We start from the raw sequence: 14370 nt of genomic DNA on the forward strand, positions 1-14370 counted from the left end.
CCAGTGCCTCGTCGCGGATCTTTTCCATCGTCGCCGTGTCCCCCGCCTCCGCGTTCAGGCGGAGCAGTGGTTCCGTGTTGGACGGGCGGACGTTGAACCACCAGTCGGCCGCGGTGACCGTGAGGCCGTCGAGCTCGTCCAGGGTGATGCCGGCGCGGGCGCCGTACGTCGCCTTGATCGCGGCGAGGCGGTCGGCCTGGTCGGCGACCGTGGAGTTGATCTCGCCGGAGCCGACGTAGCGGTCGTAGGAGGCGACGAGGGCGGAGAGGGGGCCGTCCTGGCCGCCGAGTGCGGCCAGGACGTGGAGCGCGGCGAGCATGCCCGTGTCCGCGTTCCAGAAGTCCTTGAAGTAGTAGTGCGCGGAGTGCTCGCCGCCGAAGATCGCGCCGCTCGTCGCCATCTCCTGCTTGATGAAGGAGTGGCCCACGCGGGTGCGGACGGGCGTGCCCCCGTGCTCCTTCACGACCTCCGGCACGGACCACGACGTGATCAGGTTGTGGATGACCGTGCCCCTCCCGCCGTTCTTGGCGAGCTCGCGGGTGGCGACGAGCGCGGTGATGGCGGAGGGCGAGACCGGGTCCCCGTTCTCGTCGACCACGAAGCAGCGGTCCGCGTCGCCGTCGAAGGCGAGGCCGATGTCGGCGCCCTCGGCCCGCACCCGGGCCTGGAGGTCCACGATGTTCGCCGGGTCCAGCGGGTTCGCCTCGTGGTTCGGGAACGTGCCGTCCAGCTCGAAGTACATCGGCACGACGGTCAGGGGCAGCCCGGCGAGCACGGTCGGCACGGTGTGCCCGCCCATCCCGTTCCCCGCGTCGACCACGACCTTCAGGGGGCGGATGGAGGTCAGGTCGACCAGGCCGAGGAGGTGCGCCGCGTAGTCGTCGAGGGTGTCGCGGCGGGTGATCGTGCCGCGCGTCGCGACCGGCTCCGGGGCGCCCGACTCGCTCCATTCCTCGGCGAGCCGGCGGATCTCGGCAAGGCCGGTGTCCTGGCCGACCGGGGCCGCGCCGGCCCGGCACATCTTGATGCCGTTGTACTGCGCGGGGTTGTGCGAGGCCGTGAACATGGCGCCGGGCAGGTCGAGCGCGCCCGACGCGTAGTACAGCTGGTCCGTCGAGCACAGGCCGATCTCCGTGACGTCCGCGCCGAGGGCGGCGGCGCCGCGCGCGAACGCGCCGGACAGACCGGGTGACGAGGGCCGCATGTCGTGCCCGACCACGATCGCGGAGGCGCCGGTCACCCGCACGAACGCGGCACCGAACAGCGCGGCGAGGTCCTCGTCCCACTGGTCCGGGACCACCCCGCGCACGTCGTACGCCTTCACGATCGTCGACAGATCAGCAGCCACGGTCGGCCCAGCCCTCCTGGAGTCCTGCACGGACCCCACAAACTACCTGGCCGCACCGACAACAGACCGTGAACCCCTCATTCCTCCCAAAGACCGCGGCCCGGGGAGTCGTCGCTGGTCACGGCAGCATCCACGACAGCACGACCGTGCTCTGCGCATAGACGATCAGACACATCACCAGCAGCAGTCCCAGGCTCCACGGCAGCACCTTGCGCAGCAGGTCGCCCTCCTTGCCCGCGAGCCCGACCGCCGCGCACGCGATCGTGAGGTTCTGCGGCGAGATCATCTTGCCGAGGACACCGCCCGAACTGTTCGCCGCGGCAAGGAGTTCGGGCGACAGGCCGGACTGCTGGGCGGCGGTCACCTGGAGGGCGCCGAAGAGGGCGTTGGCCGAGGTGTCGGAGCCGGAGACGGCGACGCCGAACCAGCCGAGCACCGGCGACAGGAAGGCGAGCCCCGCGCCCGCGGCCGCGACGAAGTGCCCGATGGTGGCGGCCTGGCCGGAGAGGTTCATGACGTAGGCGAGGGCGAGCACGCTCGTCACGGTGAGGATCGCGAACCGCAGTTCGTGCACGGTCCCGAGCCATTCGCGCACGGCCACGCGCGCGTGCACCTTGAGCACGACCGCCGTGAGCAGGCCCGCGAACAGGACGAGCGTGCCGCCGGTGGAGACGAGCGGCAGCGTGAAGACGTTGCCGCTGACCGGGTCGCCGGCCGGATTGGCGACGTCCAGGAAGGGCCAGTCGAAGACCCGGTTGGCCTTGGCGAGCCAGTCCTTGACCGCGGGGATCTGGGCGAGGGAGAAGATGACGACGATGAGGGCGTACGGGGCGTAGGCCCGCAGCACCTCGGGGCGCGGATCCTCCTCGTCGAGGTCCTCGCTGCGTACGCCGGTGAGGACGGCGGCGCGTACGGGCTCGGCGGCGGGCCTGCGGGCGTGCGGCACGGCGACGAGGGCTCCGGCGCCCACCAGGGCGGCCATGATGTCGGCGAGTTGGGCGGAGATGTAGTTCGAGGCCACGAACTGGGCGACGGCGAAGGCGAATCCGCAGACGACGGCGGGCACCCAGGTCTCGCGCAGACCGCGCCGGCCGTCCACGAGGCCGACGAGCACCAGTGGCACGACGAGCGCGAGCAGCGGTGTCTGGCGGCCCACCACGGAGGCGACGGAGTCCAGCGGCAGGCCGGTGACCTGGGCGAGCGTCACGACGGGCGTGCCCATGGCGCCGAAGGCGACCGGTGCGGTGTTGGCGACCAGGGCGACGACCGCGGCCTTCACGGGGTCGAAGCCGAGCGCGACCAGCATCACCGAGCAGATGGCGACCGGCGCCCCGAACCCTGCGAGGGCCTCCAGGAGCGCGCCGAAGCAGAACGCGACGACGAGGGCCTGGATGCGCGGGTCGTCGGAGAGCCGCCCGAAGGAGCGGCGCAGGATGTCGAAGTGCCGGGTGCGGACCGTCATCCGGTACACCCACAGGGCGTTGACGACGATCCACATGATGGGGAAGAGCCCGAACAGCACGCCCTGCGCGCCGCTGGAGAGGGTCTGCCCCAGCGGCATGTCGTAGGCGAGCCAGCCGACGAGGACGGCGACGCCCAGTCCGATCAGGCCCGCGAGATGGGCCTTCATGCGGACGACGCCGAGCAGGACGAGGACGGTGACGAGGGGCAGGGCCGCGACGAGCGCGGACAGGCCGAGGGAGCCGCCGACGGGCTCCAGTTGCTGGACGAACACGAGCGCCTCCCGGAATCCCGGATTCCCAGATCAGGGTGGCGAGATTGTTCTGTCCTCAACAAGTGCCCGTCAACGCGTGGGACAGAGATGGCGGCAAAGATCCCGTGAAGGCGCTTGCTACGCCCCCGTATGCGGTCAGTTGTCGGGTGAGCGCAGGACCCTCAGGTGGCCGCGGCGCGCGACCTCCATGGGGTCCGCGGTGCGCCCGCCCGCGCCACCGGCTCCGGCCGCGCGCTCCTGCGGGCGGGCGGCCTCCCGCACGGCGTTCGCGAGGGCCTCCAGGTCGTCTCCGCTGGGACGGCTGGGACCGCTGCCGTCGGAGAGCCGGACGACCTCCCAGCCGCGCGGCGCGGTGAGGCGCTCGGAGTGCTCGGCGCACAGGTCGTAGCAGTGGGGTTCGGCGTACGTGGCGAGCGGGCCGAGGACCGCGGTCGAGTCGGCGTAGACGTACGTCAGCGTCGCGACGGCGGGACGGCCGCAAGCGGTGCGCGAACAGCGACGTACAGGGCTCACAGCGTTGGACGGTACCGCACTCTTGAGCGGGCCGCGACGACTCTCCCGGAGGTCACCCCACCGTGTCGTGGTGTGAGACGGCGCACACCGTCCCACGCGGGCGCCCGCGTGACCTGCGGCGACCCTGGGGCGTGCGCCCCGTCGGACTGTTGAAAGCGGTCACCACCCGGGGCAAATCCCTTCAATTGTCGCGAGTTCAACGGTCCGGGAGGGATGTCGAATCAAGCCCAAGAATGGCTTGATCGGTCAGGAAGCGACATGCGGTGCTCCGTACGGAGCGAGACAGCCCGGGGGCCCGCGGAGGACTACGCTGCCTCGGTGATGGAAAGGCCAGACAGTCAGGTGCCGCTCTCCCCCGGCGAGCCGCGTCCGCCGCGCCGCCGAGACCGGCACGGGCGCGGCATGCGCGGGCCCGTGGCACCGCCCCAGGTGCCGCTGGCAGCGAGCCGCGCGGAGGTCTTCGCCGACCTCGTGCAGGACTCCGTGGAGCGTCTGGAGCGGCGCTGGCCCCAGCTGGCCGACGTCGACTTCCTGGTCCTGGAGGTGCCCCGGCTCACGGCCGAGGACGAGGCATGGGGCGGCGACTCGGTGCCGCTCGGCGGCACGATCCCGGCGCGCGACGGGACTCCCGCGCGCGTGGTCGTCTACCGGCGCCCCGTGGAGATCCGCACCAAGGGGCGCGACGAGCGGGCGGCCCTGGTGCACGACGTGGTCGTGGAGCAGGTCGCCGAGGTCCTGGGGATCACTCCGGAGACGGTGGATCCGCGGTACGGCGACTTCGGGGACGGGGAGGACTGAGCCCCCCGCCCCCGCGCGCTACTTCTGGAGCACCGACAGGTCCTCGTCCGCGTCCGGCACGGAGACCGTCCCCCGGTCGTCCGGCAGGGTCTGGATCGTGAACGCCGGGACGCCGTCCTGCTTCTCCTCCAGCATCCGCGAGCCGTAGACCTGGCCACCCGACACCGGCTCCACGGTGAGCGCGTACGGGCCCTTCAGGCCGGCCGGGACGGGCGGGGTGACCGAGAGGGTCGTGCCGGCCTTGACCGTGTACTCCTTCGAGGTGGCGGTGCCGCCGTCGGCGCCCGCCGAAGCCGTGACCTTCACCTTGGCCGCGGCACCGGGCGCGGTCAGGGCCAGCGTGGAGCCCTTGGCGCGGTTGTCGGCGACGGTGGCGCGCGCGCCGATGTCGCGGGTGGCCGGGATGAACGCGGTCTCCTGGTCGGCGCCCTTGCCGCGGGTGACCCGCAGCGCGGCGACGACCGGGACCGAGTCCTCGGTCGGCGTCAGGATCAGCGAGCCGGCGTCGCCGCGCGTGACGTCGCCCAGGTCGGCCGCGGCGGTCATGCCGGACTTCACGTGCAGCGTGTCGTGCCCGGCGGGCGAGATCCTGCCGCTGGAGGTGGCGAGCTGGACCTTCAGGTCCGCGTCGTCCTGCCCCGGCGCGAAGGCGACCAGGCGCACGCTCGTGGCGTCCTTGGGGATGCCGGGCAGCACCAGGGAGGCCGCCGGGTCGGCGGCCGCGGGCAGCCAGTCGCCGCCCAGCTTGTCGTCGGCCGCGGAGACGGCGGCCGCGACCCGGCCGCTGCGCGCGGTCACGTGCAGCGTCAGGTTCGTGTACGGCTTCTCGGTGAGCGTCGACAGCAGGACCGGGACGCTGGCGTGCGGGGCGATCTGGATGCCCTCGCCGACGTCCGACTTGACGGCGCCGTCCGGTCCGTACAGCTGCACGTCCACCACCGCGGCCTCGTCGTCCGGGTTCGTGAGGTGGATGTAGTCGCTGCGGTCCTCGGCGGTGCTCGCGCCGGGGAAGTAGAAGTCGGTGTCCGGCGCCGAGCAGTTCACCCCGAGCAGGCCGCGTCCGGTGCCCACCTCCACGGTGGTGGTCTGCTGGACGGTCCAGCCGGGCGCGAGGGCGCCGTCGGCGGTGCCGACCAGGGCGGGCGCGTCGGCGCCCGTGGCCTCGCCCGCGACCGGCTTGCCCGGCTCCTTCGGGGTGACGACCGGCTTGGGCTTCTTCGACCTGGTCTTGGAGCTGTCGGTGTCGCCCGCACCGGTCTCGGCGGGCAGCAGCTCGGCCTTGCCCGCCTCCTCGGTGTCCTTCGAGGCGGGCGTGTACGACGTGTACGCGGTCTCCGCCAGGTCCGAGGTGCTGGGCTCGGGGCAGAGCAGGCTGGAGCGCTCGACGGGCAGCTGGGCGGCGGCCTTGGCGGGGCCGTCGTCGCCACCGGGCGTACCGGCGGCGGCGAACCCCGTGACGGCGGCCAGGGCCGCCACGGCGGCGATCAGGGACAGGGTCGTGCGGTTCACTGCTGGCTCCCGTCGGGGCGCTCACTGTCGGCGCCGTTGCCGTGGCCGTGGCCGTGCTGCTCGTACGTCGGGTCGTACTGGCCTTGCGCCTCGTACGTGCCCCCGTACGCGTACGGGTCGTACTGGCCCGCCTGGTAGGGGTCGGCCTGCTGGGCCTGGGGGTCGTAGCCGTACGGGGCGCCCTGGTACTGCTGGTCGCCCGCGGCGTACGTGCCGTACTCGGCGCCCGCGTAGCTGGGCTGGTCCCACTCGCCGTACGTCTGCTGCTGCGGGATGTCCGCGACCGGTGCCTCCTCCGGAGGAGGAGGCGGCAGGTCGTCGCCGTCGCCGCCCACCACGGCGTGCTCGGCCTCGGCCTGGGCGCGCAGCCGGCGGGCCCTGCGGCCCTCGCCCTCGACGGCCTGGGCGGGCACGGCCGGCTCCTCGGGGAGGTCGTCGTCGATCTCCCGGCGGCGCCCCGGCAGGGCGAGCACCACGAGGACAAGGGCGAGTGCGCCCTGCGCCCACAGCCACGCGACGTGCGTGATCGGCGCTTCGTAGGTGACGTCCAAGGTGCCGCCGGAGGCCGGCAGCTCGAAGCCCTGCGCCCAGCCGTCGACGGTGGTCCGGGTCAGCGGCGTCCCGTTCAGCGTGGCGGTCCAGCCCTCGGCGGCCTGGTCGGCGAGGCGCAGCACGCGCCCCTCCTCGCCGTCGGGCACCGTCGTGTGGAGCTCGACGGGGCCCGCGGCGACCGCCTTGGCCTCCTCCGAGGTCGAACCGGCGTCCGCCGTGGGCAGGATGACGGCCCGCGCCACCTGCCGGTCGACGCGCCACAGCGCGGTGCCGTCCTGCTGGCTGAGCCGGGTCAGGCCGGGCGTCGAGTCCAGGACGCGGCCCATCTGGCGGGGGGCGCCGTCGCGGACGAGGACGTAGCGCACGGCGAAGCCGCCGAGCTGGTCGGCCTGGTCGGCACCGGAACCGGCGACGAGGTTGGCGACGACCTTGTCGAGCTTGGCGTTCTCGCCCGCCGCCTCGGTCAGCTCGCCGTCGCCGAGGCGGGCGCCGGCGCCGCGCACCAGCGAGTACGCGACCTCGCCCGTCGAGCCGTTCAGGACGAGCGTGCGGGCCTGGTCGCGGGTGCCGGCCTCCTCGGCGACGAACGCGGGCACCTGGACCGGGTCGCGCCGCTCCAGGGGTCCGTCGGCGCCGCGGATCATCCAGCCGGCGGCGAGCAGCAGCGGCCCGGCGGCCGCGGCGAACGCGATGAGCGCGGCCACCGGCTGGCGCCAGCCGAAGCTCTGCTCGGCCACGCGCGAGCGGGCGCCGTCGGCGCCGAGCGCGGCGGCGGCGAGCAGTGCGATGCCGTACACGAGGGTGGCTGGTCCGGCCCACGTCGAGTTGTTCGACAGGACCGCGAAGAGCAGCGCCACGACGGCGACGGCCCACGCCGTCAGGACGGCGAGGCGGCGCTCCTGGCGCAGCAGCGCGGCGAGCGCGGCCAGCACGATGCCGACGAGAAGCAGGCTGCCGGTGGTCCCGGAGCCGCCCGGCGAGGCGCCGAGCAGTCCGAACGCGGTGGCGGAGCCCTTCCCGTACGGGAGTCCGGCCTCCTTGAAGAAGCCGAACGGGAGCAGCGACAGCGACCACGGCGCGAGCATCAGCAGCGGGGTGCCGAGCGCGGCCAGGAGGCGCAGTCCGTAGGCCGTGATGTCGCCGCGGCGCACCACGAGGAGCGCGATGCCGAGCACGAGGGCGATCGGCCACACGATGGGCGTGAACGCCGTCGCGAGCGTGAGCAGCAGCCCGTACGCCCAGGTGGCACGCCAACTGCCGCGCACGCCCTCGGCGTTCATCAGGCCGGAGGCGGACAGCCCCGCGCGGGCGATGAGCGGCAGCAGGACCGCGAGGACGGCGGTGCCGATCCGGCCGCCCGCGAGGGCGCCGGTGGCGGCGGGCAGGAACGCGTACGCGACGGCCGCCCACGCGCGCAGCAGCCGGGACTCGACGAGCGGCCTGGAGGCGAAGTACGCGGCGAACCCGGCGAGCGGCACCGAGCCGACGAGCAGCACGGTGACGGCGAGCCCGGTCGAGCCGAACAGGACGGAGGAGAGCGCGGCGATCAGTGCGAGGTACGGCGGCGCCGCCTGGGTGCCGCCGGTACTGGTGGCGTGCCAGGCGTCGAGGTAGCGCGACCACAGTTCGGAGGAGTCGCCGGGCGCGGGGAGCAGTGCCCCGCCCGCGAGCGCGCCGCTGCCGAGCAGTCCCCGGCAGGCGATGAGGGAGACGAAGAGCAGGACCACGAAGAGCACGGGTCCCGGCCTGCGGGCGATCCGCTTGAGGCGGGCGAACTGCTCGACCTGGATGAACTCGTCGTCGCCGGGACCGGATTCCAGTCCGCCGCCGCCGTGCCGGCCGGCCGTGGTCGTCTCGGGGTCGGCGCCGCCGAACAGGTTGCCCACGACCTGCTCGACGGTGAGCCGCACGGTCGCACCGGGCGGCGGGAACAGCGGCTTGAGCTCCTTGCCGTCGACGGCGCCCTTGCCGCGCCGCTTCCGGGCGGCGAGGATCCGCCCGGGCCGCAGCAGCGTCGCCATCAGACCGGCGATCTCGTCGAAGGCCTGTCCGGGGACCTTGCCCACCAGGTACGCGACCGTGCGCAGCAGGGTGCCGAGGACGAGGCGGACCATGACCCAGGGCAGCGTCGCCGCCCGTGCGTTGACGAGCAGCGTGTAGACGGCGCCCGCCTTGTCGACCTTGTGCGGCGACGACGCGGTGCGCCCCACGCAGTCGACGGTGCGGCGCTCGCGCGAGGAGGCCTCGGCGTGCCGCACGACGGCGTCGGGGGCGACGACGACGCGGTGTCCGGCGGCCTGGGCGCGCCAGCACAGGTCGACGTCGTCCCGCATCAGCGGCAGCCTGCGGTCGAAGCCGCCGAGCTGCTCGAAGACGTCACGCCGGATCAGCATGCCGGCGGTGGACACGGACAGGACGGGCCGCACGTGGTCGTGCTGGCCCTGGTCCTGCTCGCGGCGGTCGAGGCCGGTCCAGCGGCGCCCGGAGTTGGCGATGGAGACGCCGACCTCCAGGAGCTGCCTGCGGTCGTACCAGCCGCGCAGCTTGGGTCCGACGATCGCGACGTCCGCGCCGGCCTCGCGCTCCGCCTCCACGACGCGCAACAGCTGGGCGAGCGCGTCCGGTTCGGGCGCGCAGTCGTCGTGCAGCAGCCACAGCCACTGCTCGGGCTCGCCGTGCGGCAGGTCGGGCAGGTCGTACGCGTCGTCGCGCCAGCTGCGGCTGACGGGGTCCCAGCCGCTGGGGCGCTTCAGGTACGGCAGCTCTTCCGGGGTGAGGACCCCGGCGCCGCGCACGGCCTCCTCGACGGCCTGGCCGAAGCCGGTGCGGCGCGCGAGGTGCAGGACGCGCTCGCCGCCGATGGCCTCGCCGACCAGGGCCGCGGAGGCGTCGGCGCTGCCGGTGTCGGCCGCCACCGCGTTCTGCACGGGGCGCTCCTGGCCGAGCAGGCCCGACAGGACGTCGGGCAGCCAGCGGGCGCCGTCGTGCGAGACGAGGACGGCGGTGACGACATGCCTGGGGAACTCGGGGGCGCTGCTCGGGTCGAGCCCTGCGGCGTGCCCCGGGTTGAACGCGGCGGCGGCAGCACCGAATTGGTCTGCCGAGTGGCTGTGCACGGACATCGAGGTACGGGCCCCGGTTCGTCTGGACTGCGGTGGACGCCTGTGCCCGGTGGGGACACGGAGGCGTCTCGGACGGGGCCCCACACTAACGGCTGACAACAACAGCGGCCCGCCGCCTGTGGACAACCCACCCGCGACGAGCCGTATGCATGGCCGAATACTGGGGACTAGACAGCGGCCTTCTTCAGTCGCCGGCGCTCCCGCTCGGACAGGCCGCCCCAGATGCCGAACCGCTCGTCGTTGGCGAGCGCGTACTCGAGGCACTCGGAGCGGACCTCGCACGCCAGGCAGACCTTCTTGGCCTCCCTCGTGGAACCGCCCTTCTCGGGGAAGAAGGACTCGGGGTCGGTCTGGGCGCACAGCGCGCGCTCCTGCCAGCCGAGTTCCTCTTCCGCGTCCTCGACCAGCAGATCCTGAAACGACTCGGTCATAGTGCGCCCCTCGTCTGTCCGTGCGTCCCCGTGATGTTGCCGTTACCGATTTCGGCTGAACGACACGAGTGAAATTACAAGTGTGCCGATCCGGGGCAGTCAAGCCGAGATCTGCTATTGGGCCCCTTATTCACTCTGCGGAACCAAGGCTATGCGGAAAGTGTTCAAATCGGCAAAAACCGTGACACTTGCCAGCGGCCCATGTGGATGTCGCCACCCTCTCGACCCTCCGAGAATCGCTACAAGGAAGGACGCCGCAGAGTTTGATCTCGTTCCTGCTCGCCCGCAGAAGCGAACCGGATCACATTCGAATCACGGGATCGCAACGGCGTTTGCGCGCCGGGTTGCTGCGCCACATGTCCGCCCCAGGCACTGCACAAACCTTTCGCCTGACAGAGATACCGGATGAGGTGAAACATATCTCGCAATCCGGACAATGAGTTGACAGAGGAGGCATGAACCGGTGTCCTGGTGGGCATGTTCGCGAACTTGGCACCGATGACGACCCGCACCGCCGGGTCCGTCTCCGCTGCCCGCGCGTGCTGTAGCTGTTGCTGTTCCAGCTGTTGAGTCGTTGAGCCCGCGAGCTCCGACCGCGTTTCTCCTCTCTGTACGGCCCTTCGCCCCCTCTTGAGCGGGGCATCCCGCACTCCCTTCACGAGGAACCTCCACACCCCATGAACAGCGACAGCGACCTCCAGATCGCCGGCGACATCCTCGAAGTGCAGCACCTGCTGCAGCCCGCCCGCGAACACCCCGAGACCGTGGCCGAGTTCGTCGGCCTGGCGCGCGCCGTGGCCGCCGACCGCTCCCAGTGGGAGCACCTCGTCGAGTACGACGCCACCTCCCGCTGGTACCACCGGCTGCGCACCGGCCCCGGCTACGAGGTGTGGCTGCTGTCCTGGGTGCCGGGACAGGGCAGCGGACTGCACGACCACGGTCGCTCGTCCGGCGTACTGACGGTGCTCGAAGGCGAACTGACGGAGCGTACGGAGAGGGGCGCGCGGGCCCTCTCGGCGGGCGCGCAGCGCGTGTTCGCGCCGGGGTACGTCCACGAGGTCGTCAACGACTCGCTGGAGCCCGCGGTCAGTCTGCACGTCTACTACCCCGGCCTGACCGCCATGCCGATGCACACCGCGGCCTGCTCGGTCGCCGCCGAGGCCACTGTCTGAGACCGGCTGCCGCGCTGTCGGTGCTGCCTGCGATGCTGGGCGCATGCGCATTGTGGTTCTGGCAGGCGGCATCGGTGGTGCCCGGTTCCTTCGCGGTCTCAAGCAGGCGGTCCCGGACGACGCCACCATCACGGTCATCGGCAACACCGGGGACGACATCCATCTCTTCGGCCTGAAGGTCTGCCCGGACCTCGACACGGTGATGTACACGCTGGGCGGCGGCATCAACGAGGAGCAGGGCTGGGGGCGGACCGACGAGTCGTTCGCGGTCAAGGAGGAGCTCGCCGCGTACGGCGTCGGACCGGAGTGGTTCGGGCTCGGCGACCGGGACTTCGCCACCCACATCGTCCGTACGCAGATGCTGGCGGCCGGCTATCCGCTGAGCGCCGTCACGCAGGCGCTGTGCAAGCGGTGGCAGCCGGGCGTGCGGCTCATCCCGATGTCGGACGACCGGGTGGAGACGCATGTCGCCGTCGACCTGGACGGTGAGCGCAGGGCCGTGCACTTCCAGGAGTACTGGGTGAAGCTGCGGGCCTCCGTGGACGCGCACGCCGTGGTGCCGGTCGGCGCCGAGCAGGCGAAGCCCGCGCCGGGCGTCCTGGAGGCCATCGCCGAGGCCGACGTGATCCTCTTCCCGCCGTCGAACCCGGTCGTGAGCGTCGGGACGATCCTGGCCGTGCCCGGCATCCGGGAGGCCATCGCCGAGGCGGGCGTGCCCGTCATCGGGCTCTCGCCGATCGTCGGCGACGCTCCGGTGCGCGGCATGGCCGACAAGGTGCTGGCCGCCGTGGGCGTCGAGTCCAGCGCCGCCGCCGTCGCCGAGCACTACGGGTCGGGGCTGCTCGACGGCTGGCTCGTGGACACCGTGGACGCGGACGTCGTGCCGCGGATCGAGGAGGCCGGGATCAAGTGCCGGGCCGTCCCGCTGATGATGACGGACCCCGAGGAGGGCACCGCGGCGGCCGAGATGGCGCGGGCCGCGCTGGCGCTCGCCGAGGAGGTGCGGACCGCGTGACCGGCACCCCGTCGTTCCGTGCGTGGGCCCTCGCCGGGATCCCCGAGGTACGGGAGGGCGACGACCTCGCCAAGCTGATCGTCGCCGCCGAGCCCGGGCTCGCCGACGGGGACGTCCTCGTGGTCACGTCGAAGATCGTGAGCAAGGCCGAGGGCCGCCTGATGCGCGCCGACGACCGGGAAGCGGCGATCGACGCCGAGACCGTGCGCGTCGTCGCCCGCCGCGGCACCCTGCGGATCGTGGAGAACAAGCTGGGCCTGGTGATGGCCGCGGCCGGCGTCGACGCGTCGAACACGCCGTCCGGGACCGTGCTGCTGCTGCCCGAGGACCCCGACGCCTCGGCCGCCGCGATCCGGGACGGGGTGCGGGACGCGCTGGGCGTGCGGGTCGGCGTCGTGATCACCGACACCTTCGGCCGCCCCTGGCGGAACGGACTGACCGACGTCGCCATCGGCGCCGCCGGTGTGCGGGTGCTCGACGACCTGCGCGGCGGCGTGGACGCGCACGGCAATCCGCTGAGCGCGACCGTGGTGGCGACCGCCGACGAGCTGGCCGGCGCCGGGGACCTGGTGAAGGGCAAGGCCGGCGGCCTGCCGGTCGCCGTGGTCCGCGGGCTCGGCGACGCCGTGGTGTGTGAACAAGACAGTTCCGCACGGGAGTTGGTGCGCAGCGCGCGCGACGACATGTTCCGGCTCGGGACCTCGGAGGCCGTACGGGAGGCCGTGACGCAGCGGCGTACCGTCCGGGCCTTCACCGACGAGGACGTGGACCCCGGCGCCGTGCGGCGGGCCGTCGCCGCCGCCGTGACCGCGCCCGCGCCGCACCACACGACGCCGTGGCGGTTCGTGCTCCTGGAGTCCGAGGAGTCGCGGGTGCGGCTGCTCGACGCGATGCGGGACGCGTGGGTCGCGGACCTGCGCCGGGACGGCAAGAGCGAGGAGTCGATCGAGCGGCGGGTGCGGCGCGGCGACGTGCTGCGCAACGCGCCCTACCTGGTCGTGCCGTGCCTGGTGATGGACGGGTCGCACACGTACGGGGACCCGCGGCGGGACGCCGCCGAGCGGGAGATGTTCGTCGTGGCCACCGGGGCCGGGGTGCAGAACTTCCTCGTGGCGCTGGCCGCGGAGCGGCTCGGTTCCGCATGGGTGTCGTCGACGATGTTCTGCCGGGACGTGGTGCGGCGGGTGCTCGACCTGCCGGACACCTGGGATCCGATGGGCGCGGTGGCCGTGGGGCATCCGGCGGCGGCGCCGGGGGTGCGGCCCGAGCGGGTCGTCACGGATTTCGTCGAGGTGCGCTAGCCGGCCGGTCGGGCGGTGGGGTGTCGGGGCGGTGGGCCGGTGCGTGTCGCCGGGCTCACCACTGAGCGATGTCCACCCGGCGCATCTTCGGCTGCCGGCGCGGGGGCGCGACGCCGCTGAGCAGGATCAGGCGGGCCGCACGGTGGCGCTGGCCCTCGTACGGGGTCAGGAGTTCCAGCATGTCGTCGTCCGTCGCGTCGCGGTTGCCCGCGAGCGCGTAGCCGACGATGCCCGGCAGGTGCAGGTCGCCCGTCGTGACCTCGTCCGGGGCGCCGTTCGTGCGCTGGACCGTCTCCGCGGACGTCCAGGGGCCGATGCCCGGGACCAGTTCGAGGCGGGTGCGGGCCGCCGTCGGCTCCATGTCCGCCGCCTCCTCCAGGCGGCGGGCCACCTTCGCGGCCCGGATGATCGTCGAGGCGCGCTTGTCGTCCACGCCCGCGCGGTGCCACTCCCAGGACGGGACCAGGGTCCAGGCACGCGGCTCCAGCGGGACCCGCATGCGCAGCTCCTGGCCGGCCGGGCCCGGGGCCGGTTCGCCGTACTTGCGCAGCAGCAGGCGCCAGGCCCGGTACGCCTCGTCCGTCGTGACCTTCTGCTCCAGGATCGACGGGATCAGGGACTCCAGGACCAGGCCGGTGCGGGTGAGGCGCAGGCCCGGGCGGCGGTGGGCCGTGCGGGCGACCAGGCGGTGGCGCGGTTCAAAGGGTTCCGGGTCGTCCAACTCACCCATGAGCGCAGGGAGTTGGTCCATGAACCAGTCGGCGCCCGGACCCCAGGCCTGGGCCTGGACCGTGCCGTCGGTCTGTGCCGTCACGCGGAGGGTGCCGGGGCCCTGCGGGGTGCGGCTCGCGCGCCAGACCGAGCCGTCCGGGGT

11 protein-coding genes are annotated in these 14370 nt (G+C 73.1%); 4 read left to right on the top strand and 7 right to left on the bottom strand.

What is annotated here, in order from left to right; genetic code table 11:
• The 3 genes from M4J07_RS41425 to M4J07_RS41435 form a co-directional block, all read right to left on the bottom strand.
• The coding region (locus M4J07_RS41425; protein WP_255981198.1) for a phosphomannomutase/phosphoglucomutase at positions 1 to 1348 on the bottom strand (1348 nt) is incomplete at its 3' end.
• Between the two features lie 118 nt (positions 1349 to 1466).
• Positions 1467 to 3083: an L-lactate permease gene (locus tag M4J07_RS41430; RefSeq protein ID WP_255981200.1), complete on the bottom strand. Its 1617-nt coding sequence runs from the start codon at positions 3081 to 3083 to the stop codon at positions 1467 to 1469.
• A gap of 135 nt (positions 3084 to 3218) precedes the next feature.
• Positions 3219 to 3596, bottom strand: a complete 378-nt coding sequence (locus tag M4J07_RS41435) for a DUF3499 domain-containing protein (protein WP_255981202.1) — start codon at positions 3594 to 3596, stop codon at positions 3219 to 3221.
• Positions 3597 to 3917: 321 nt separating this feature from the next.
• On the opposite strand from M4J07_RS41435, the gene M4J07_RS41440 reads away from it, so the two are divergent.
• Entirely contained in the window at positions 3918 to 4394 is a 477-nt protein-coding gene (locus M4J07_RS41440) for a metallopeptidase family protein (protein ID WP_255981219.1), read from the top strand.
• 18 nt (positions 4395 to 4412) lie between these two features.
• Here M4J07_RS41440 and M4J07_RS41445 read toward each other — a convergent pair whose 3' ends face one another.
• The 3 genes from M4J07_RS41445 to M4J07_RS41455 form a co-directional block, all read right to left on the bottom strand.
• The gene (locus M4J07_RS41445) at positions 4413 to 5903 is read right to left on the bottom strand and encodes a DUF5719 family protein (protein ID WP_255981205.1); all 1491 of its coding nucleotides are present in this window, start codon (positions 5901 to 5903) and stop codon (positions 4413 to 4415) included.
• Positions 5900 to 9577: a glycosyltransferase family 2 protein gene (locus tag M4J07_RS41450; RefSeq protein WP_255981208.1), complete on the bottom strand. Its 3678-nt coding sequence runs from the start codon at positions 9575 to 9577 to the stop codon at positions 5900 to 5902. The genes M4J07_RS41445 and M4J07_RS41450 overlap by 4 nt, the downstream gene beginning before the upstream one ends.
• Positions 9578 to 9744: 167 nt before the next feature.
• The gene (locus M4J07_RS41455; RefSeq protein ID WP_127831770.1) at positions 9745 to 10008 is read right to left on the bottom strand and encodes a WhiB family transcriptional regulator; all 264 of its coding nucleotides are present in this window, start codon (positions 10006 to 10008) and stop codon (positions 9745 to 9747) included.
• Between the two features lie 677 nt (positions 10009 to 10685).
• On the opposite strand from M4J07_RS41455, the gene M4J07_RS41460 reads away from it, so the two are divergent.
• From M4J07_RS41460 to M4J07_RS41470, 3 genes are read left to right on the top strand one after another with little or no spacing between them, the layout of a single operon-like run.
• Positions 10686 to 11180 (top strand): cysteine dioxygenase, encoded by a 495-nt coding sequence (locus tag M4J07_RS41460; RefSeq protein ID WP_255981211.1) that lies wholly within the window; start codon positions 10686 to 10688, stop codon positions 11178 to 11180.
• A gap of 43 nt (positions 11181 to 11223) precedes the next feature.
• Positions 11224 to 12195, top strand: a complete 972-nt coding sequence (cofD, locus tag M4J07_RS41465; RefSeq protein ID WP_255981213.1) for a 2-phospho-L-lactate transferase — start codon at positions 11224 to 11226, stop codon at positions 12193 to 12195.
• On the top strand, positions 12192 to 13496 hold the full coding sequence (locus M4J07_RS41470) for a coenzyme F420-0:L-glutamate ligase (protein ID WP_255981215.1): 1305 nt from the start codon (positions 12192 to 12194) through the stop codon (positions 13494 to 13496). The genes cofD and M4J07_RS41470 overlap by 4 nt, the downstream gene beginning before the upstream one ends.
• Positions 13497 to 13551: 55 nt before the next feature.
• Here the strand turns inward: M4J07_RS41470 and M4J07_RS41475 are convergent.
• A partial coding sequence (locus tag M4J07_RS41475; protein ID WP_255981217.1) for a DNA-3-methyladenine glycosylase family protein occupies positions 13552 to 14370 on the bottom strand: 819 nt, incomplete at its 5' end.

Origin of the sequence: Streptomyces longispororuber (genome assembly GCF_024448165.1) — a bacterium.
GTDB lineage: Bacteria > Actinomycetota > Actinomycetes > Streptomycetales > Streptomycetaceae > Streptomyces > Streptomyces longispororuber_A.

Coding starts and splice junctions, on each gene's coding strand:
- M4J07_RS41440 (WP_255981219.1), top strand. CDS start 3,918: ATGGAAAGGCCAGACAGTCAGGTGCCGCTCTCCCCCGGCGAGCCGCGT.
- M4J07_RS41450 (WP_255981208.1), bottom strand. CDS start 9,577: ATGTCCGTGCACAGCCACTCGGCAGACCAATTCGGTGCTGCCGCCGCC.
- M4J07_RS41455 (WP_127831770.1), bottom strand. CDS start 10,008: ATGACCGAGTCGTTTCAGGATCTGCTGGTCGAGGACGCGGAAGAGGAA.
- M4J07_RS41460 (WP_255981211.1), top strand. CDS start 10,686: ATGAACAGCGACAGCGACCTCCAGATCGCCGGCGACATCCTCGAAGTG.
- cofD (WP_255981213.1), top strand. CDS start 11,224: ATGCGCATTGTGGTTCTGGCAGGCGGCATCGGTGGTGCCCGGTTCCTT.